This is a genomic window from Methylobacterium planeticum, assembly GCF_008806345.1.
Classification (GTDB): Bacteria; Pseudomonadota; Alphaproteobacteria; order Rhizobiales; family Beijerinckiaceae; genus Methylobacterium; species Methylobacterium planeticum.
The window spans coordinates 72,416-90,109 of record NZ_VZZJ01000007.1; the positions used below are offsets into that span (position 1 = coordinate 72,416).

Here is a 17,694-nt window from a genome sequence, read left to right on the forward strand (position 1 = left end):
GCGAGGTCGCGTTGCAAATCCGCCCGGATGCAATCCGGGGCGCATTTTCCGGAGCGATCGTCTATGGTCCGCCCCGTATCCGGCCGCTAAGGTCGGGACCGCGAGGGAGACGGGGAGGAGGGCGCGCGATCGGAGCCGCGGTACGGGACTTGCTCCGGCCGTGCGGCCCGGCATTCGCCGGGGCGCGGCAGGGTGTTTCCCCCGGCCTACGCGCAGTCCGAAAGCCGCCGGATCCCCCGAGATCGAAGCTCGTAGTCAGGACGCGAGACAGCGCCGAATGGATGTATTCCTGCAGCAACTCATCAACGGCCTGACGCTCGGGTCCATCTACGGCCTGATCGCCATCGGCTACACCATGGTCTTCGGCATCATCGGCATGGTCAATTTCGCCCATGGCGACGTCTTCATGGTCTCGAGCTTCGTCGCCCTGATCCTGTTCCTGCTGCTCACCACCTGGCTCGGCCTGTCCTCCATCGCGCTGGCGCTGCTGATCGTGCTGGTGCTCACCATGGTGCTCACCGCCCTCTGGGGCTGGGCGATCGAGCGGGTGGCCTACCGGCCGCTGCGGGGCTCCTTCCGCCTCGCGCCCCTGATCTCCGCCATCGGCGTCTCGATCTTCCTCTCGAACTTCGTGCAGGTGACGCAGGGCGCCCGCAACAAGCCGACGCCGCCGATGCTCAACGGCGGCATCACCCTCCTCGACCAGGGCGGCTACGCCGTGACGCTCTCCTACAAGCAGTGCCTGATCATGGCGGTGACCGCGGTGCTGCTCCTCGGCTTCTGGTACCTCGTCCAGCGCACCTCGTTCGGCCGGGCGCAGCGCGCCTGCGAGCAGGACCGGCGCATGGCGGCGCTCCTCGGCATCGACGTCGACCGCACCATCTCGCTGACCTTCGTGCTCGGCGCCGCCCTCGCGGCCGTCGCGGGCGTCCTCTACCTGCTCTATTACGGGGTGGTCTCGTTCTCGGACGGGTTCGTGCCCGGCGTGAAGGCCTTCACGGCCGCCGTGCTCGGCGGCATCGGCTCGCTCCCCGGCGCGGTCCTGGGCGGGCTGATCATCGGCCTGATCGAAACCTTCTGGTCCGCCTATTTCTCCATCGAGTACAAGGACGTGGCGGCCTTCTCGATCCTCGCGATCGTGCTGATCTTCATGCCCTCCGGCATCCTCGGCCGGGCCGAGGTCGAGAAGGTTTGAGCGCGATGCAGGCTTCGCGAACCGGTCCGTCGGACGGCGCGGCGTCGTTCCCCGACATCCTGCGGGATGCCGGCCTCTACGCCCTCGTGGCGCTCGGGCTCTGCATCCCGATCGTCAGCTTCCGGACCGAGCTGAGCCAGAACAGCGCCCTCGACCTCGTGCCCCGCTGGGGGCTGGTGGCGGGGCTCTGCGCGGCGGTCTTCGTCGTCCGGGTCCTGCAGCGCCTGGTCCTGGCCCGGCGCGACGCCCGCAAGGCGCTGACGCCCTCCGCGCATCAGGCGACCGAAGCGGTGCACGGCGAGCCGAATGCCGGCCAGCGGGTCTCGCGCCTCGCCGTGCCGGTCTTCGTCGGATTCGCCCTCGGCCTGCCCCTGATCGCGGTCCTGGCCACCGGGGGCCTGAGCCAGTCGCGCTACTGGATCGACCTCGGCATCCTCATCCTCACCTACGTGATGCTGGGCTGGGGCCTCAACATCGTGGTCGGGCTCGCGGGGCTGCTCGATCTCGGCTACGTCGCCTTCTACGCGGTCGGCGCCTACGCCTACGCGCTGCTCTCCACCACCTTCGGGCTCTCGTTCTGGGTCTGCCTGCCGCTGGCCGGGCTGTTCGCGGCGCTCTGGGGCATGCTGCTCGGCTTCCCGGTGCTGCGCCTGCGCGGCGACTACCTCGCCATCGTGACCCTCGCCTTCGGGGAGATCATCCGCCTCGTCCTGATCAACTGGGTCGACCTCACCGGAGGTGCCGCCGGCATCTCCTCGATCCCGCGGGCGACCTTCTTCGGCATCCCCTTCACGGCGGGCGACGACGGCTTCGCGGCCCGCTTCGGCCTCACCTTCGATTCGATGCACCGGAACGTCTTCCTGTACTACCTGATCCTGGCGCTGGCGCTCCTCACCAACGCCGTCACCCTGCGGCTGCGGCGCCTGCCGATCGGCCGGGCCTGGGAGGCGCTGCGCGAGGACGAGATCGCTTGCCGCTCGCTCGGCATCAACACCACCACGACGAAGCTCACCGCCTTCGCGCTCGGCGCCATGTTCGGCGGGTTCGCGGGCTCGTTCTTCGCCGTCCGCCAGGGCTTCATCAGCCCCGAGAGCTTCAACTTCCTGGAGAGCGCCATCATCCTGGCGATCGTCGTGCTCGGCGGCATGGGCAGCCAGGTCGGCGTCGCGGTGGCGGCCATCGCGATGGTCGGCGGCCCCGAGATGCTGCGCAACCTCGGCTTCCTGAAGGCCATCTTCGGCGAGGGGTTCGACCCGAGCGAGTACCGTCTCCTGCTCTTCGGCCTCGCCATGGTGGCCATGATGGTCTGGCGCCCGCGCGGCCTCATCTCGGTGCGCGTGCCCTCGGTCGCCCTCAAGGAACGGCGCGCCATCGCGGGCAGCCTCGTGCGGGAGGGGCACGGCTGATGACCGCCCCGATCCCCCAGCGCGACGCCGTCCTCACCGTCGAGCACCTGAGCATGCGCTTCGGCGGCCTGCTGGCCGTCAACGACCTCTCCTTCGTCGTCCGGCGCGGCGACATCACGGCCCTGATCGGCCCCAACGGCGCCGGCAAGACCACGGTGTTCAACTGCATCACGGGCTTCTACAAGCCGACCGAGGGCATGCTGACGCTCCGGCACGCGGACGGCACCGGCCACCTCCTCGAGCGGCTGCCGAACCACGCCGTCAACCGTCGGGCCCGGGTCGCCCGCACCTTCCAGAACATCCGCCTGTTCCAGGGCATGACCGTGCTGGAGAACCTGCTCGTCGCCCAGCACGCGCCGCTGATGCGCGCCTCGGGCATGACCGTGCTCGGGTTGCTCGGCGTCGGCGGCTACCGTTCCGCCGAGGCCGCCGCCATCGAGCGCGCCAAGGCCTGGCTCGACCGGATCGGCCTGATCGCCCGGGCCGACGACCCGGCCGGCGACCTGCCCTACGGGGCCCAGCGCCGCCTGGAGATCGCCCGTGCCATGTGCACGGAGCCGGTGCTGCTCTGCCTCGACGAGCCGGCGGCGGGGCTCAACCCCCGCGAATCGCTGGAGCTGAACGCGCTGCTGCGCCACATCCGCGATGTCGACGGCACCTCGGTGCTGCTCATCGAGCACGACATGTCGGTGGTGATGGAGATCTCGGACCACGTGGTGGTGCTCGATTACGGCGTGAAGATCGCCGACGGCACGCCGGGGGAGATCCGCTCCGATCCGCGGGTGATCGCGGCCTATCTGGGCGTCGAGGACGAGGAGATCGAGGCGGTCGACGCCGAGGTCGGGCTCACCGTGCCGGTGACGGGAGCGGAAGCATGAGCGTCGCGGGCATCAACGTCCTGGTCGAGGAGACCCGCGCCCGGCAGGCGGCGGCGCGCGCGCCGCTCCTCTCGGTCCGTGGGGTCTCGGCCTATTACGGCAGCGTCGCGGCGCTGCGCGAGGTCGACCTCGAAGTGGCCGAGGGTGAGATCGTCACCCTCATCGGCGCGAACGGGGCCGGCAAGTCGACCCTGATGATGACGATCTTCGGCAGCCCCCGGGCGCGCTCGGGCAGCATCACCTTCGCGGGCCGGGACATCACGCGGCTGCAGACGCACGAGATCGCGCGGCTCAACATCGCGCAATCGCCCGAAGGGCGGCGCGTCTTCCCGCGCATGAGCGTCTACGAGAACCTGCAGATGGGCGCGACGCTCCACGCCGGGCGCTACTTCGCGGAGGATCTGGAGCGCGTCTGCACCCTGTTCCCCCGCCTGAAGGAGCGCCTGAACCAGCGCGCCGGCACCATGTCGGGCGGCGAGCAGCAGATGCTCGCCATCGCCCGCGCCCTGATGAGCCGGCCGAAGCTCCTCCTCCTCGACGAGCCCTCCCTCGGCCTCGCGCCCCTCGTGGTGAAGCAGATCTTCGGCGCCATCCGTGACCTGAACACCCGGGACGGCATGACGATCTTCCTCGTGGAGCAGAACGCCTATCACGCCCTCAAGCTGGCGCACCGGGGCTACGTCCTCGTCAACGGGCGCATCACCCTGAGCGGGCCGAGCCGCGCCCTGCTTGACGATCCCTCGATCAAGGCCGCCTATCTCGAGGGCGGACATCCCGTGCCGGATGCGGCCGGGCAGCCGGCAGGGGCGTGACAGGTGGGCGAGGGCATTCTCTTCGAGGAAAGCTCGATCGGGCTGTTCCTGCTCGTGACGGTGATGATGGGGGGCTGGGCCGCCTGGATGACCGCGCGGGGCATCGCCCAGGGCTGGCGCCCGTTCTGGCAATGCGCGCTCGCGCTGCTGGTCCTGGCGGGTGCCGTGCGCTTCATCCACTTCGCGCTGTTCGAGGGGACGCTCCTCTCGCTGCACTACTACCTCGTCGACGCGGCCGTCGTGCTGATCGTCGGCGCGATCGGCTTCCGGGTGAAGCGCACCCGGCAGATGACCACCCAGTATCGCTGGCTCTACGCGCGCACCTCGCCACTGACCTGGCGGGAGCGCGCGCAGGATCCCGCGCCCGAGCAGCCCTGAATCCGTCCGGCTCCGCGCGAACCTTGCGCCTGCCCGGATGGCCATACGGAGAGTGAGACCATGAGAACGACATTGCTGGCCGGCCTGGCCCTCGGGCTACTCCTCTCGGGGGGAGCGCAGGCGCAGATCAAGATCGGCGTCGCCAGCCCGGTCACGGGGGGCAGCGCGGCCTTCGGGGCGCAGATCCGCAACGGCGCGAGCCAGGCGGTGGAGGACATCAACAAGGCCGGCGGCGTGAAGGTCGGCGACAAGAAGCAGAAGTTCGAGCTCTCCACCGGGGACGACGCCTCCGACCCGAAGCAGGGCGTCTCGGTGGCCAACAAGTTCGCCTCGGAAGGCGTGAAGGTGGTCGTCGGCGACTTCAACTCCGGCGTCTCGATCCCGTCCTCCGACGTCTACCAGGATGCCGGCATCATCCAGATCACCCCGGCCTCGACGAACGTGAAGTTCACCGAGCGGGGCAACTGGAACACCTTCCGGACCTGCGGCCGCGACGACCAGCAGGGCGCGGTCGCTGGCGAGTACCTCGCCAAGAACTTCAAGGGCAAGAAGGTCGCCTTCATCCACGACAAGACCCCCTACGGGAAGGGCCTCGCGGACGAGACCCTGAAGGTCTTCAAGGCCAAGACCGGCGGCAAGGAAGCCGTCTACGAGGGCATCAACCCGGGCGAGAAGGACTACTCGGCCCTCGTCTCCAAGCTGAAGCAGGCCGGCGTCGACGTCGTCTACTTCGGCGGCATCCACACCGAGGCCGGCCTGATCGTGCGCCAGATGCGCGACCAGGGCCTGAAGGCGCCCCTGATGGGCGGCGACGGCATCACCGACAAGGAGTTCGTGCAGATCGCCGGCCCGGGCTCGGAGGGCACCCTGATGACCTTCTCGCCGGACGCCCGCAAGAACCCGAACGCCAAGGACGCGGTGGCGGCCTTCAAGGCCAAGAACATCGATCCGGAGGCCTACACCCTCTACGCCTACGCGGCCGTGCAGATCCTCGCCAAGGCGATCGAGGAGACGGGCTCCACCGACGGCAAGAAGCTCGCCGACTACCTGCACCAGGGCAAGCCGACCAAGACCGTGATCGGCGACATCGCCTACGACAAGAAGGGCGACATCACCCGGCCGGACTACGTGATGTACATGTGGAAGAAGAACGCCGCCGGCAACATCGATTACAGCGGCAACGAGATCACGCAGTGATCCGACGCCGGGCGCCGCACCGCGCGGCGCCCGTCACCGGCACCCGATGCAGATGCCGCGGGGGACCGGGTCGGCCGTGATCTGATCCGGGCGCGAGGCCTTCCGGGCCCCGCGCCCTTTTTTGTCCGCGGCCATCTCGCGCCGCATCCGGTCGGCCTGCTTCCGCATCGGGGTGCCCGGCGACAGGGCCCCGCCGGGGGCGGGGGTGCGCGCCTGATCCCGGCGCAACTCGCGCAGAAGGCTCTCAGCCTCCCGCCCGGCCTGCGCCGGCTGCAGGGTCGAGACCGAACCGTCCCCAGGCGCGGAGCCGTCCCGGGCCGAGGCCGCGGCGGGGGCGAGGGCGGCGGCCAGCAGGACGGCGATCAGGAATCTCGGAATCATGCGATCTCGACGGGCGAACCGGGCCGGACGTCAGGGAAACGCATCGTCGCGCCGATTCAATCGACGGTGCCGTCGCGCACGAAGCCGTGCGCCGGGTGCGGAAGCGGACCCTCGGGGTGGGATCTTGGCCCCCCCCCGGCGCGAAGGTGCGGTTTTCGGGCTTGCGGCGCAGGGTCTCAGCCCAAGCACCATTGCCATCAAGCTTGGCATCGGCAAAGTCTAGGGGGCACGGGGCGACGGACCCGCAGGCAGCCCGATGTCAGCAACAGACAGCCAGCTCACCCAATTCCAGGCCCGGGTCTCGGGTCTCGCCAAGGCGGCCGCCCGCGACGAGCGCCTCGCCACCGACTATGCGCGGCTCGCCGCCTACATGGCCAAGGACGGGCGCGTCTCCGCCGTCGACCTGTTCGAGAGCCTGAGCCGCCATCACGCCATCCGCGCCCTCGAGGAGCGTGGCCAGCTCGAGGCCACCGTGCACGCCCAGCACGAGGACAGCGAGACCTGACCTGACGGCGGGGATTTCCCCCGGCTCAGACCTGCGCGCGCTTCAGCGCCTGCGCCGCGCGCCCGCCGCCGAGATGCTCCGCGTCCGGGTTGCGCAGCTCGCGCATCCCGGGTGCCCGGCCGGTGGTCAGGAAGACCAGAACCGTCAGCGCCAGGATCCATTTCGAGGCCATCGCCCTCGCCCTCATGCTTAAGCGATGGGCAATAGGATCGATTGCTTTCACGTTTGTTGCGCTGCGATGGCTCGCGGGTGCGGTCCGCCGCTTTCCGATTGCGTGGTGAAGAAAGGGTTTCCTCGCCCTGCGCCGGCTCAGGCCGCCCGCGTCCGCGGGGCGACGGAGACGAGGCAGGTTGGCGCCAGCGCGCGGGGCGCGTTGACCGGCGGCTCCGCTGTCACCCGCTCGGCCTCGGGGGCGGGCAGCGCCGCCTCGACCCGGTTCCGCCCCTGGCGCTTGGCCGCGTACAGGGCCTCGTCCGCCGCCTTCAGGAGGTCTCCGGAGCCGAGCCCGCGCATCCCCTCGGCGCCGTGGGCCGTCGCGACGCCGATGCTGATCGTCACGATCCCGGGTCCCGGGAGCCCGGGATGCGGAAGGGCGAGGTCGGCCACGATGCGGCGCAGAGCCTCGGCCGCCGCGCGGGCCGCCTCGGAGGCGGTGCGGGGCAGGAAGGCCACGAATTCCTCGCCGCCGTAGCGGGCGACGAGCCCCCCGCCGGCCTCGACCGGTCCGCGCAGCGCCTCGGCGATGCGGATCAGGCAATCGTCGCCGACCGCGTGGCCGGCGGTGTCGTTCAGGAGCTTGAAGCGGTCGATGTCGACGAGGAGGACGCTGAACCAGTCCCGCTGCGCGGCGGCGAGGTCCCAGGCCCCGTCCAGGCGCTCCGTGAAGAGCCGGCGGTTGGCGACGCCCGTGAGCGGGTCGGTCTCCGACAGGATGGTGAGGCGCGCATTGGCCTCCGCGAGGGCGGCGGCCTGCGCCTTCTCGCGCAGGCCGAAGAGGAAGCTCCGCTTCGTCTCCCACTCGCGCGAATAGGCGAGCTTGAGCGGCACCAGGATGAGGCTCGCCACGAGCAGCGGCACGCCGGAGCCATTCGGCCCGCTGAGGCCGAGCGCCAGGACCGAGACCACGTAGAGCCCGAACGCGCAGCCGCAGAACCAGAGGCTGTGCCGGAACGGCATCGGGGCGATCATGCCGACCACCAGGGGCACGATGGCGGCCAGGATCAGGTAGGTGTCGGCGTGGCCCGTGGGCACGATCCAGGCGCTGTTCAGGACGATCGCCATGTCGACGAGGCTCGTCACCAGCACCGCGAGGGTCTGCTTCCGGGAGGAGGGGTGCCCGCGCAGGACCAGGATCGCCGCGAGCGCCAGGGGCACGAAGATTCCGAGGGTCAGCCCGGCCGGCACCGCGACCGCCTCGGCCCCGAAGGCGTCGAGGTCGACCTTGAGGGACAGGATGTTGAAGGCAATGAAGACGAGCAGCCAGGACTGGAGATACCAGCCGGCGACCGGCGCGACGGTTGCGTGATACTTCGCTTCGAGCGGCGCCGGCAGCGTGAGCACCCACCAGGGGCGGCTCAAGCCGTCCTCAATCAGTGATTGCATCAAAGCGGATGACTCGTCCGGTGCGTTAGTCGCCGGCGAGCCTTAGCATGAGCGGTTTTGATTGATGGTAAACGAAGCGCGACCGAAATGAACGGTTTCGACGCCTCCGTTCGTCTTGGCCCCGCCGCGTCGCGGCGCTCAGCCCAGCACCTTGATGGCGCTCACGATCGCCGCGCAGGCACGCAGGTTCTCGAGTTCCTGCGGATGGACCGGGACGTGCGCGACCTCCAGGTGGGGCAGGCCGCCGGCGAGGGCATCCTGCGCCCGCTTGATCTCCGCGTTGAGCTCGATGATCTCCTCGCAGGCGAGGTGGAACAGGCGGGTGGGATCCTTGTGCAGCTCGGCCTCGATGCCGCGCGCCGTGCGCATCTGATCGGTCAGCCGCCGCGTCGAGGCGCGGCTTCCCTTGCCGAAATCGTGCTTGATCACGTCGCTCATGAGGCCGTCGGTTCCCTGGGCCCGCGGCCGCGACGACCGAAGGTCCACGATCCTTAGCATGGAACGCGGCCGATGCCGCCACGCTCGGTTGCCGGCGCAGCACCCGGAGGCCAGCGGGGGACTAAGGTCGGCCGGCCGCGCGTCTGTCTCATGAAGCCCCCGCTGAGCCTTCCGGGGCTTCACCACCAACCACCTTCGCCCGCCCCGGCCCCGCCGCGGCGGGCGCTTCTTCTGCCGGCAACCGGGGCGGTCGCGGCACCGCAAAAGACCGTATCGCCGGCCGCCCGTTCCGTGCGAGGGTGATCGATGATCAAGCGCACCTGGATGGCGGCGAAGGCGGCCCTTGGCCTCGGATTGCTGGTGATCGGCACCCTCTACGCCGCGCAGAAGCTCGACCGAGAGCGGGCGGCGCAATGGTCGCTGAGGTCGCCCGGCACGGAGGAGCCGACGACGACGGGCGCGATCGTCTCCCTGGCGCGCACGCCCGGCGGCCAGACGCAGGCCCCGTCCCGATGAGCGGCGATACCCGGATCCGCGCCACGGCCGCGCCGGCAGGACCGCACTCACGAGGTTTCCGATGATCAAGCCGCCGGCCCACCCGTTCAGCATCACCGTCCGGCCGAGCCGCCTCGCGCCGGGAAGCTTCTCGTGGCGCATCAACGAGGTCGGGGGCCATTGCGAGGCCTGCGCGACCTTCTACGCGAGCTTCGACGAGGCGCGCCTTGCCGCGAAGGCCCGGCTCGAGATCCTGGTGGCGGAATGGCGCTCCGGCGCAACCGAGGGGCGACGCAGGGCGTCGTAGGAGGGTTGCCCGCGAGGTCCGGCGCTAGGCCGGGGTGTCGTCGGCGATCGCCTGCAGCGGCGGGGCCCGTTGTCGCGCCCATCCGACGACCGGACCTGAGCTGGAGGACCGCGGGCGCCCGGTGATTGACCGCGGTTGACACCCCGCCCCCTGTCCGCAACGGACCGCGCGACCGACCCTGAGGCGGGCACCTCCGCAAGTGCCAATTGCGTTGCCAGACCCGTATCCGCCTGCGCGTGCCGGCCGTTTCCCGGCTGCCCCGCCTGTGCGAAGGATGCGCCATGCCGAAGGGGGATCGATACAAGGCGTTCCTGGTCTCCGTCGTCCAGCGACGCGAGGCCCTCCGCACCTACGCGGTGGTCAAACCGAGCGCGACGGAGGCGCTCGAGGCCGTCGAGGCGCTCTCGGCCACCGGCACGAAGGCCTACGTGGTCGGCGGCCTGTCCCGCGACGTGATTCGCCGGCTGAAGTTGAGGCGCGACGATATCCGGTTGGTCTGAGGCCAGGACGGAACGGCCGGACGCCGGAACGATCGTCAGTCCTCGGGGAGCGGCTTGGCCAGGAGCTCGGTGATCAGCTTCGGCCGGTTCGATTGCAGGTTCAGGGCCTTGCCTTCCGCCACGGACAGCCGGATCCCCGAATCCCGGGCCGCCTCGCCGAAGGCCAGCCCACCGCGAACCAGCGTCAAGGCTTCGTCCGCGGTCGCGCAACGGACTGCAAAACAGAGAACGCCCTGCGCCTCTCCGGCAAGCGATGCCCGATCAACCAGAATAACGTGGACTTGATCCGAGAAATCCATGTCGTCGTCCCCGACGAATCTCTCGATTGTAGTCAGCGACCGTTCTTGATCCAACTCAACGTTGCATGATGCCGCATCGGAGGTCCCGGCCGGATCCGGCGATCGTGCTACCCCGCCGAATTCCGGTCAGGTCCGTCCGCCGGGGGCCCGGAACAGGTAATAGCCGAGAGACCGCATCGCCTCCTGGGCCGCCTCGGGCTGGAAGCCTGCGGGCGGCTTCTCGATCATCGCGGTGCCTCCGAACTCCCAGACCTCGTCGCGGATGAAGAGGGGAACGGGCCGGTCCTGGCGGACGGCGCAGCGCAGGGCAGGACGTTGGCGGCGGCGAAACACGTTGTAATCGGCGTAAGCGGCGGGCCAGTGCATCGGACTCCCTTCCTCGCGGGAGAAAGGGAAAAGCACCGGGCCGCCGCCCTGCCAACCACCTATGTGGTAGACAGGCCAGAATCAGCGTGGCGGCGGCGCAGCCTGCGCCGGCTGCGCCGCGGAAACATCTATCGCGGAGATCGGGGTTTTTCGCACCCTCCGGTCACGGTGCGGCATCGCAACCTTGCGTGGTCCTCAGGCGGCCACCCAACGGAACCCCGCTTCGTCCCCGCTCGTCGGCGGCAACCGGACATCTCCGGCCCGAGGCGGACGCGCGATCTCCGCGCAGACGATCCTGTCCGCGAGATAGCGGCCGGCTTCCCGCAGGACCGCGCCGTAGCTGTCGCTCCGGCCGCAGCTCGGGCAGGTCGCGGTGCGGTCCCGCAGCGTCTCAGAACCGACCTCGGGCGGGATCCCGCAGGCGCCGCAGAGCAGGCGTACATCGTGACGGTTCGACATGGCGTCCCTCCATTGTTGTTGGAGGGATCGAAGCACGCTCCGGCCGACGAGGTCGATACGCGCCACGGGACAGCGCTCGCGGAATGTCAGCGCCCGGGCGCCGGCTCGGAGCCGGGCGACAGGAGCGTGAAGGCGCCCGCAAGCATCCCGATCAGTGGCAGGGACGGGGCATCGTTTCACCGAAGATGATCTCTCGCAGCTGATCCGCGACTTGCTCGCCATGTCTCGCAAACCCCATCGAGACGATCGATGAAGCCGGGATGAGACCTGTCGCGAGCTGCGGATACTCAGATCTCGGCCCGCTTGATCGCGACCGAGGTGCGGCCGCTGCCGCCGCCGTGCTCCGCGTCCGGGTTCCGCAATTCACGCATGCCGGGTGCCCGCCCGGTCGTCAGGAAAGCCAGCACCGTCAACACCAGGATCACCTTCGAGGCCATCGCCCTCAGCCCTCACGCCTAAGCGGGGCTGTCTAGGTTCGGGCGTGTCCGATGCAGATGCGCTGGCGCACATCGAGCGGCCGTAGCGGAGCAGGGCTGCCCTGCTTGGTCAACGACGCATCAAGGGGCGGGGCGCGCGGTTCCGCCGGACGCTGCGTCCGCGGCTGGCATCGCGGCATCGATCGGGCCGAACCGCTCGCGCTACAGGGCCGGCATCATGTCGAGCAGCGCGGCAGGCGTCAGGATCAGGCCGCTCGCCGTGATGATCCACGGGCTGCCGGTCCCGGCGCGCAACGCCGTGTAGGCCTCGCGCAGGGCGTCGTGCAGGCTCGGCAATTGCCGGGGCTCGACCGCCTTCGCGTCCCCGGCATGCGGCCAGAGGGTCAGTGCGGCGGGTTGCCCGAAATCCTGATCGCCGAGTTGCGTGTCGCGCACGGGGCCGCCCCGATGTCGCGCGCCGCGAGCGGGTGCGCCCGAGCAGGAAGCGTCGATTTTCGTGAAAACTCAAGGAAAGGTACGAAATGCGACCGGGCCGACCAGGAGGCGCGCGCCACCGCCGCAGCGACCGAGACGGATCTCGCGGCGGCCTGCGCCAGCGTCGAGCGGATCAGCCGGCAGGGGGAGGCGATGCAACAGGTCCTGACGGAACTGACGCGGACGCGCGACCGGCTCGGCGCCGAGGTGAGCGCCCTCGAGGCGCGCCGGAGCGAGGCGCAGGCGCAGCTCGCCCGGCTCACGGACAGCATCATGTCGCAGACCCGGGACCTCGCGACCCTCGACGGCCTCCTGAGCAGGACCCGCCAGGAGGTGGCGGACGCCCAGAGCAAGGAAGCCCGCGCCCGTCAGCCCCGCACCGGCCGGGCCGGGTCCGACGCCCTGCCACCGGTGCCGGGCCGCCCGGAGCCCACGAGCCCGGCGCCGGGCCGCCCGATCGGCGACGGACCTTCGCCCGACGCCGCGCCACGCTGAATCCTCCGGCGCGCTCAGACGATGCCGGGGTCGAGGAAGCGGTGGATGGCCTGCACGACGACCGACCCCTCGCCGACGCCGGAGGCCACCCGCTTGACGGAGCCGGAGCGAACGTCGCCGACGGCGAAGATGCCGTCCGTCGTCGTGGCGTAGGGGGATGCCGCGGCGGCGCCGTCCTCGGCGCGCCCGGTGGCGACGAAGCCCCTGGCGTCGAGGGTGAGGCAGCCGTCGAGCCACTCGGTGTTCGGATCGGCGCCGATCATCACGAACACGCTCGAAATCCGCCGCGTCTCGCTCCCGCCCGTCGCCCGGTCCGCCCAGGTCACCTCCTGCAGGACGTCGTCGCCCGACAGGCCCGTGATCTCGGCGCGGACATGCAGGCTGATGCGCGGCGATGAGGCGATGCGCTGGATCAGGTAATCCGACATCGTCGCCGCGAGCCCCTCCGCCCGGACGAGGATGTGGACATGCGCCACCGTCCGGGACAGGAACACGGCGGCCTGGCCCGCCGAGTTGCCGCCACCGACGACGATCACCGCCTCGCCGGCACAGAGGTTCGCCTCCATGGCGGTCGCCGCGTAGTAGATGCCCTGGCCCTCGAAGTGCTCGTAGCCCGGCACGTCGAGCTTGCGGTAGCGGGCGCCGGTGGCGACGACGACCGCGCGGGTCGGGATCGAACTCCCGTCCTCGAGGCGCAGCCGGAACGGCCGCTCGCTGCAATCGAGGCCGGAGACCATCCGCGAGACGGCGAGCCGCGCCCCGAACTTCTGCGCCTGGACCTGCGCGCGCCCGGCGAGCGCCTGTCCCGAGATGCCGGTCGGGAAGCCGAGATAGTTCTCGATCTTGGACGAGGTGCCCGCTTGTCCACCCGGAGCCATCCCCTCGACCACGATGGTCTTGAGCCCCTCGGAGGCCGCGTAGACCGCCGCCGCCAGGCCCGCCGGCCCGGCGCCGACCACGGCGACATCGTAGACCTGCGACGGATCGATCTCCTCCGTCAGGCCGAGGGCGTCCGCCAGGACTGCGTTGGTCGGGTTGCGCAGCATCGCGATACCGGGCGCGATCACGACCGGCAGATCCTCCCGGCTGAGGCCGAAATGGCTCAGGCAGCCGATCGCGTCGGGGTCGACATCGGCGTCGAGCAGCCGGTGCGGATAGGCGTTGCGGACGAGGAAGCGTTCGATCCGCAGCGTGTCGCGCCGATGTCCCGATCCGAGCAGGACCACGCCGCCCACGCTGCTCCGGATCAGCCCGACGCGGCGCAGGATGAAGGCCCGCATGACGATCTCGCCGACATCCGGTTCGCCGGTCACCAGGCGCTGGAACCCGTCGCGCGTGATGCGGACCACGCGCGTTTCGCCGGACGCCCGCCCCGACACCAGGATCTCGCGGTTGTTGAAGAGGGTCAGCTCGCCGGTGAACTGCCCCTCCGAATGGGTGACGAAGATGCGGAGCGCGCCCGTGTGTTCCTGGTCGAGGATCTCGATGCGGCCCTGCAGAACGAGGAAGAAGTCGGCGCCTCGCTGGCCGCGGGAGAACACCGGCGTGCCATCCGACAGGGTCTCCTCGGTGCCGTAGCGCGCGACGCGCTCGATCATCTCCGGGCCGAGCCGGGGAAAGGTCTGGGCGACGCGCGCTTCCGGCGCCGACGGGTCGATGCCTTGCCCGGAGAGGAGAGGGTCGCTGGTCATGGGTCGATCACTCGCCGGTGCGGTTGCGGCGGACGCCGGACAGGGGATCGGTTTCGTCCGGGTTCCCGAGGCCGGACTCTAGGGGGCGCCGCGAAGGGGTGCCAGCACCGAGGCAATTTCCGTACGCCTTCCGGAGGCCCGCAGGGCACCGGCGCGCCTCGCCGGAACGAGCGGGTCCGGGGCACGGGTCCGTCAGCCGGAGCCGAACCGGGGCCGGGCACCCGAGCGCGTGAGGATGCCGATGCGTTCCGCCGAGCTGAACAGCCTCTTGGCGAGGCTCGCGCGCGACGCGCCGGCCTGCAGCGCCCGCACGTGGACGCTGCCGGCCTCATCGATATCCCGGCGGAAGGCCGCCCGATACAGATCGCGGACGAAGCGCTCGTCATCTCCCCCCTCGGCGAGGTCCAGCCAGGGGCGCACCTTCTCGGCGGCCACCATGATGCGGGGCCCGACGGTCTCGACCGACGTCACCCGCAGCCCGGCATTCGCGCACAGGATGACGACGCCGCGGGGCGAGCCGGCATCGATCGGCAGGGTCTGCCGCCGCATCGCGACGCTCACCGCGAAGAACAGCACGCCGCCGACCGCGAGGCGGTCGCTGACCTCGAGGAGGCGGATGCAGAGATCCCGGACCGAGTAGGCGTCGAGATGGTCGCGCGCGAAGATCACCCGCGAGGGCGCGTCCACGGGCAGGCGATCGATCCGGCCGGAGGTCAGCGTCAGGCGTGGACCCTCGGGCAGGGCGCCGAGCGCGGTGAGGACATCCTCCGCGTTCGGCCGGCGCGGGAACGGCAGGCGCCGGCCCAGGCGCGCGGCATCCCAGGACGCCCGCCGGAGGAGGTCCGTCGAGACGGACCGGACGGTCCGCGCCTTCCGGACGGTGGCGGCGGTCCGGGCGACCGAGCGGGCGCGCTGGCTCTGGTCCCGGCCGAGCCACGCCGCATCCGCCTCCTCGACGGCCTCGAGCCGCTTCCGGCACAGGTCGATGCCGTCGAGGCGCCGCCGGAGATCGCGCGCATCGAAAGCCGAGAGCGCCCGCATCAGGCCGTCGTGGAGGTCGGCCGCGGCCCGGTCCCAGGTCTGCGCGGGACGCGCCGCGTGCCGCTCCGGCTGCCACGCCGGGTAGGTCAGGGCGAGATCGACCATCGCGCGGGTGCTGTCGCAGAGGTGGATGTTGTCGCGAAGGGCGGTCCGCTCGCGGATCTCCTCGAAGATCGGGAGGTTGCGCGCGACGATCGGCCGATGCCGCGCCAGGGCGTGCATGATCGGGAAGCCGAAGCCCTCGTTGTGGCTCGGGAACAGCACGACCGAGGCCGCGGCGTAGAGCCGGTCGACGGCCTCGTTGCTGAGATGCCCCGACTTGTAGCTGGCGATGTCCGGCTCGTCCGGGAGGTCGATGCCCAGAACGACGATCCGGTGGGTCTTGGCGGCGGTGCGCAGGTGTTCGACCGTCGCCCGAATGTTCTTGTGCGCGAAGTGGTTGCCGATGATGAGGATGCTGCGCTCCGCATCCTTCGGCGGCCCGGCGACCGCCGCCGAGGCGTAGTCGGCGACGTCGGTGGAGCAGAGCGTCACGAAATCCGTCACGCTCGCGGGCAGCGGCAGCCTCCGGACGAACTCGTCCCGGCTGAACTGGCTGATGAAGCCCACCGCCGAGGCCATGTTCAGCATCTGGCGCCACAGCGCCTCGAGGCCCTGCTCGTCGAGGTTCAGGCAATCCATCGCGATGGTGTCGAGCATCACGAAGCTGCTGATGGGCGCCGAGCCGCAGATCTCGACGAGGTCGTGCCAGCTGAAGGGCTGCGCGATCCGGACCGCGAAGCCGTAGTAGCGCGCCTCGAGATCGGGCTCGAAGATCGGCTCGATGTTGTCGATCGTGTCGAGCGCGTGGAATTCGTAGGCGCCCTCCTCGCAGGACACGAAGATCGCGAACGTGTCGTGGTACTGCGCCGCGAACGCGCTCAGCAGCCGCTTCGTCAGCTCGAAGGTCCCGTTGTGATACGGGCCGATATTGCGGCAGTCGAACAGAATGCTCCGTCTGCCCTGCCGGTCCGGCAGCAATTCCGAGCAGAGGCGCTGGGAGAGGTAGTCGGTGCCCTCGTAGTAGCGCTCGGTCGCACGGGTGTATTCGGGGTATCGGTCGTCGAGGATCTTCCGGTTCCGGATCTCCCGGGGACTGCGCCCCTCGCCGGATTGCTCGAACGAGATGCTGCCGAGGTGATACACGAAGGCGCGATTGGCGAGCACGGCGCGGTGGCCGCGCCGGCTGCAGCGCATGATGAAGTCGTTTTCCTCGTTGTACCCGCCGCCGTAGACCTCATCGAGGAGGCCGAACTCCTCGAGGGCGCCATGCCGAATGTAGAGGCAGAAGCCGACCGCGGTCGGCACGTAGCTGACGCGCGGCAGGTACCGCACGATCGCTTCGTGCGCCGCGCGGGCTTCGGCGTAGTCGTAATCCCGAAACCGGTCGCCGTAGGGCGAATTGCAGATCGTGGCGTTGTTCGAGCGCGGGCTCACCACGGCGATCAGGGGATCGGACTTCGCGACCTCCACGATCTCCCGCAGGGCGCCGGGCGCCACCAGCACGTCGGAATTCATCAGGAGCGCGTCGGCGCCCATCTCGAGGGCCTGGCGCAGGCCGCGGTTCGACGTCTCGACGAAGCCGAGATTGCGCGTGTTGCCGATGAGTTCGAAATCGATCCCGGCCAGCCCTGCCGCGGTGGCGCTCGCCAAAGCCTCCGAGAGACCCGGGTCGTCCGGCGAATCGTTGATGAACAGGATCCTGGCGCCGAGTTCGACGACCTCATCGGCGACGGATCGGAGACTTTCGAACAATCCCTCGATCAGTTCCGGCGCACGATAGAGCGGAACGATGACGAGCAGCTTCGGATTCCGCGCCGTCATCCGTGGGCAACTTCCACAGCACACACCCTCACGTCACTGGGCCGAGGGGCCGCCCGGTCCATGCTGCCGACGGCGCCCGAAGCGGCCGCGATCACGGGGTGAGGGCCTGTCACACTTCGCCGCGCCCCGCAACGGTTGAGGGGGCTTGCGATGCGCTCGGTCGTCCTTCCGACCGGAGGGCTGTCATGGACCGATCGGGGCCGTCAGGGATCCGCGCGCCTTCGACCGCCACTCCGGCATCTCGACGGTTCACGCGTCCAGCGCGCCGCAACCGTTCGACGGACATCGGCCGAACGTTGCGCAGGACCTGAAGGGCGCTGGAGCACCGACGTGGATCCCACCAGTAGTGAAGGATCCAACTGGCGCTCCCAAGGGGAATCGAACCCCTGTTTTCGCCGTGAGAGGGCGACGTCCTAGACCGCTAGACGATGGGAGCTTTCCGGTCGGGAGGCGTTCGTATACCGACGAGCCTGCG

General features: G+C 70.1%; 22 protein-coding genes and 1 tRNA gene. 11 read left to right on the top strand and 12 right to left on the bottom strand.

The annotated features are described in order from the left end of the window. The first annotated feature begins 277 nt into the window (after positions 1-277). The 6 genes from F6X51_RS10565 to F6X51_RS10590 are packed head-to-tail and all read left to right on the top strand — an operon-like array spanning position 278 to position 5,866. Positions 278-1,195 (top strand): branched-chain amino acid ABC transporter permease, encoded by a 918-nt coding sequence (locus F6X51_RS10565; protein WP_150963351.1) that lies wholly within the window; start codon positions 278-280, stop codon positions 1,193-1,195. Positions 1,196-1,200: 5 nt separating this feature from the next. Further along, a complete protein-coding gene (livM, locus tag F6X51_RS10570) occupies positions 1,201-2,601 on the top strand; it encodes a high-affinity branched-chain amino acid ABC transporter permease LivM (RefSeq protein WP_150963353.1) in 1,401 nt (466 codons plus the stop codon). After that, positions 2,601-3,479, top strand: coding sequence for an ABC transporter ATP-binding protein (locus F6X51_RS10575; RefSeq protein WP_150963355.1), 879 nt, complete (start codon positions 2,601-2,603; stop codon positions 3,477-3,479). The genes livM and F6X51_RS10575 overlap by 1 nt, the downstream gene beginning before the upstream one ends. After that, entirely contained in the window at positions 3,476-4,291 is an 816-nt protein-coding gene (locus F6X51_RS10580; protein WP_150963357.1) for an ABC transporter ATP-binding protein, read from the top strand. Before F6X51_RS10575 ends, F6X51_RS10580 begins: the two co-directional genes overlap by 4 nt. Positions 4,292-4,294: 3 nt before the next feature. Continuing rightward, entirely contained in the window at positions 4,295-4,669 is a 375-nt protein-coding gene (locus tag F6X51_RS10585) for a DUF6867 family protein (RefSeq protein ID WP_191970070.1), read from the top strand. Between the two features lie 60 nt (positions 4,670-4,729). Continuing rightward, positions 4,730-5,866, top strand: a complete 1,137-nt coding sequence (locus tag F6X51_RS10590) for a branched-chain amino acid ABC transporter substrate-binding protein (RefSeq protein WP_150963359.1) — start codon at positions 4,730-4,732, stop codon at positions 5,864-5,866. 33 nt (positions 5,867-5,899) lie between these two features. Here the strand turns inward: F6X51_RS10590 and F6X51_RS10595 are convergent, their stop codons facing one another. After that, entirely contained in the window at positions 5,900-6,247 is a 348-nt protein-coding gene (locus F6X51_RS10595; RefSeq protein ID WP_150963360.1) for a hypothetical protein, read from the bottom strand. A gap of 256 nt (positions 6,248-6,503) precedes the next feature. Between F6X51_RS10595 and F6X51_RS10600 the strand changes: the two genes are divergently transcribed. Next, entirely contained in the window at positions 6,504-6,752 is a 249-nt protein-coding gene (locus F6X51_RS10600; RefSeq protein ID WP_150963362.1) for a hypothetical protein, read from the top strand. 25 nt (positions 6,753-6,777) lie between these two features. Here F6X51_RS10600 and F6X51_RS27815 read toward each other — a convergent pair whose 3' ends face one another. The 3 genes from F6X51_RS27815 to F6X51_RS10610 form a co-directional block, all read right to left on the bottom strand. Further along, positions 6,778-6,924 carry a hypothetical protein gene (locus F6X51_RS27815; protein ID WP_191970071.1) on the bottom strand — a complete coding sequence of 49 codons (147 nt, stop codon included), beginning with the start codon at positions 6,922-6,924 and terminating at the stop codon, positions 6,778-6,780. Between the two features lie 137 nt (positions 6,925-7,061). Beyond that, entirely contained in the window at positions 7,062-8,354 is a 1,293-nt protein-coding gene (locus F6X51_RS10605; RefSeq protein ID WP_150963364.1) for a GGDEF domain-containing protein, read from the bottom strand. Positions 8,355-8,492: 138 nt separating this feature from the next. Further along, positions 8,493-8,792, bottom strand: coding sequence for a hypothetical protein (locus F6X51_RS10610; RefSeq protein ID WP_150963366.1), 300 nt, complete (start codon positions 8,790-8,792; stop codon positions 8,493-8,495). A gap of 306 nt (positions 8,793-9,098) precedes the next feature. Here F6X51_RS10610 and F6X51_RS10615 point away from each other — a divergent pair, with 306 nt between their 5' ends. The 3 genes from F6X51_RS10615 to F6X51_RS10625 all read left to right on the top strand — a co-directional run bounded on the left by F6X51_RS10615 (position 9,099) and on the right by F6X51_RS10625 (position 10,094). Further along, on the top strand, positions 9,099-9,308 hold the full coding sequence (locus F6X51_RS10615) for a hypothetical protein (RefSeq protein ID WP_150963368.1): 210 nt from the start codon (positions 9,099-9,101) through the stop codon (positions 9,306-9,308). A 61-nt stretch (positions 9,309-9,369) separates the two neighbouring features. Beyond that, a complete protein-coding gene (locus F6X51_RS10620; RefSeq protein ID WP_150963370.1) occupies positions 9,370-9,594 on the top strand; it encodes a hypothetical protein in 225 nt (74 codons plus the stop codon). A gap of 281 nt (positions 9,595-9,875) precedes the next feature. After that, positions 9,876-10,094 carry a hypothetical protein gene (locus F6X51_RS10625; RefSeq protein WP_150963372.1) on the top strand — a complete coding sequence of 73 codons (219 nt, stop codon included), beginning with the start codon at positions 9,876-9,878 and terminating at the stop codon, positions 10,092-10,094. 35 nt (positions 10,095-10,129) lie between these two features. Here the strand turns inward: F6X51_RS10625 and F6X51_RS10630 are convergent, their stop codons facing one another. The 5 genes from F6X51_RS10630 to F6X51_RS10645 all read right to left on the bottom strand — a co-directional run bounded on the left by F6X51_RS10630 (position 10,130) and on the right by F6X51_RS10645 (position 12,090). Next, positions 10,130-10,393 (bottom strand): hypothetical protein, encoded by a 264-nt coding sequence (locus tag F6X51_RS10630; protein WP_150963373.1) that lies wholly within the window; start codon positions 10,391-10,393, stop codon positions 10,130-10,132. A 126-nt stretch (positions 10,394-10,519) separates the two neighbouring features. Beyond that, positions 10,520-10,759, bottom strand: coding sequence for a hypothetical protein (locus F6X51_RS10635; protein ID WP_150963375.1), 240 nt, complete (start codon positions 10,757-10,759; stop codon positions 10,520-10,522). 195 nt (positions 10,760-10,954) lie between these two features. Next, positions 10,955-11,218: a hypothetical protein gene (locus F6X51_RS10640; RefSeq protein WP_150963377.1), complete on the bottom strand. Its 264-nt coding sequence runs from the start codon at positions 11,216-11,218 to the stop codon at positions 10,955-10,957. Between the two features lie 287 nt (positions 11,219-11,505). Further along, positions 11,506-11,655: a hypothetical protein gene (locus tag F6X51_RS27820; protein ID WP_191970072.1), complete on the bottom strand. Its 150-nt coding sequence runs from the start codon at positions 11,653-11,655 to the stop codon at positions 11,506-11,508. Positions 11,656-11,856: 201 nt separating this feature from the next. Next, the gene (locus F6X51_RS10645) at positions 11,857-12,090 is read right to left on the bottom strand and encodes a hypothetical protein (protein ID WP_150963379.1); all 234 of its coding nucleotides are present in this window, start codon (positions 12,088-12,090) and stop codon (positions 11,857-11,859) included. A gap of 192 nt (positions 12,091-12,282) precedes the next feature. Here F6X51_RS10645 and F6X51_RS10650 point away from each other — a divergent pair, with 192 nt between their 5' ends. Further along, the gene (locus F6X51_RS10650; RefSeq protein WP_150963381.1) at positions 12,283-12,624 is read left to right on the top strand and encodes a hypothetical protein; all 342 of its coding nucleotides are present in this window, start codon (positions 12,283-12,285) and stop codon (positions 12,622-12,624) included. 14 nt (positions 12,625-12,638) lie between these two features. Here F6X51_RS10650 and F6X51_RS10655 read toward each other — a convergent pair whose 3' ends face one another. The 3 genes from F6X51_RS10655 to F6X51_RS10665 all read right to left on the bottom strand — a co-directional run bounded on the left by F6X51_RS10655 (position 12,639) and on the right by F6X51_RS10665 (position 17,655). Further along, the gene (locus F6X51_RS10655) at positions 12,639-14,315 is read right to left on the bottom strand and encodes an FAD-dependent oxidoreductase (RefSeq protein ID WP_150963383.1); all 1,677 of its coding nucleotides are present in this window, start codon (positions 14,313-14,315) and stop codon (positions 12,639-12,641) included. A 192-nt stretch (positions 14,316-14,507) separates the two neighbouring features. Further along, entirely contained in the window at positions 14,508-17,219 is a 2,712-nt protein-coding gene (locus F6X51_RS10660; RefSeq protein WP_150963385.1) for a glycosyltransferase, read from the bottom strand. Between the two features lie 360 nt (positions 17,220-17,579). Then, positions 17,580-17,655: transfer RNA gene (locus F6X51_RS10665), tRNA-Glu, on the bottom strand. Positions 17,656-17,694 lie beyond the last annotated feature (39 nt).

What these genes read in the sequence shown, in the direction of transcription:
- F6X51_RS10600 (WP_150963362.1), top strand. Translation starts at nt 6,504, where the DNA reads ATGTCAGCAACAGACAGCCAGCTCACCCAATTCCAGGCCCGGGTCTCG.
- F6X51_RS10595 (WP_150963360.1), bottom strand. Translation starts at nt 6,247, where the DNA reads ATGATTCCGAGATTCCTGATCGCCGTCCTGCTGGCCGCCGCCCTCGCC.
- F6X51_RS10590 (WP_150963359.1), top strand. Translation starts at nt 4,730, where the DNA reads ATGAGAACGACATTGCTGGCCGGCCTGGCCCTCGGGCTACTCCTCTCG.
- F6X51_RS10630 (WP_150963373.1), bottom strand. Translation starts at nt 10,393, where the DNA reads ATGGATTTCTCGGATCAAGTCCACGTTATTCTGGTTGATCGGGCATCG.
- F6X51_RS10625 (WP_150963372.1), top strand. Translation starts at nt 9,876, where the DNA reads ATGCCGAAGGGGGATCGATACAAGGCGTTCCTGGTCTCCGTCGTCCAG.
- F6X51_RS10565 (WP_150963351.1), top strand. Translation starts at nt 278, where the DNA reads ATGGATGTATTCCTGCAGCAACTCATCAACGGCCTGACGCTCGGGTCC.
- F6X51_RS10580 (WP_150963357.1), top strand. Translation starts at nt 3,476, where the DNA reads ATGAGCGTCGCGGGCATCAACGTCCTGGTCGAGGAGACCCGCGCCCGG.
- livM (WP_150963353.1), top strand. Translation starts at nt 1,201, where the DNA reads ATGCAGGCTTCGCGAACCGGTCCGTCGGACGGCGCGGCGTCGTTCCCC.
- F6X51_RS10650 (WP_150963381.1), top strand. Translation starts at nt 12,283, where the DNA reads ATGCAACAGGTCCTGACGGAACTGACGCGGACGCGCGACCGGCTCGGC.
- F6X51_RS10615 (WP_150963368.1), top strand. Translation starts at nt 9,099, where the DNA reads ATGATCAAGCGCACCTGGATGGCGGCGAAGGCGGCCCTTGGCCTCGGA.
- F6X51_RS10620 (WP_150963370.1), top strand. Translation starts at nt 9,370, where the DNA reads ATGATCAAGCCGCCGGCCCACCCGTTCAGCATCACCGTCCGGCCGAGC.
- F6X51_RS10610 (WP_150963366.1), bottom strand. Translation starts at nt 8,792, where the DNA reads ATGAGCGACGTGATCAAGCACGATTTCGGCAAGGGAAGCCGCGCCTCG.
- F6X51_RS10605 (WP_150963364.1), bottom strand. Translation starts at nt 8,354, where the DNA reads ATGCAATCACTGATTGAGGACGGCTTGAGCCGCCCCTGGTGGGTGCTC.
- F6X51_RS10635 (WP_150963375.1), bottom strand. Translation starts at nt 10,759, where the DNA reads ATGCACTGGCCCGCCGCTTACGCCGATTACAACGTGTTTCGCCGCCGC.
- F6X51_RS10640 (WP_150963377.1), bottom strand. Translation starts at nt 11,218, where the DNA reads ATGTCGAACCGTCACGATGTACGCCTGCTCTGCGGCGCCTGCGGGATC.
- F6X51_RS27820 (WP_191970072.1), bottom strand. Translation starts at nt 11,655, where the DNA reads ATGGCCTCGAAGGTGATCCTGGTGTTGACGGTGCTGGCTTTCCTGACG.
- F6X51_RS10575 (WP_150963355.1), top strand. Translation starts at nt 2,601, where the DNA reads ATGACCGCCCCGATCCCCCAGCGCGACGCCGTCCTCACCGTCGAGCAC.
- F6X51_RS10655 (WP_150963383.1), bottom strand. Translation starts at nt 14,315, where the DNA reads ATGACCAGCGACCCTCTCCTCTCCGGGCAAGGCATCGACCCGTCGGCG.
- F6X51_RS10660 (WP_150963385.1), bottom strand. Translation starts at nt 17,219, where the DNA reads ATGACGGCGCGGAATCCGAAGCTGCTCGTCATCGTTCCGCTCTATCGT.
- F6X51_RS27815 (WP_191970071.1), bottom strand. Translation starts at nt 6,924, where the DNA reads ATGGCCTCGAAATGGATCCTGGCGCTGACGGTTCTGGTCTTCCTGACC.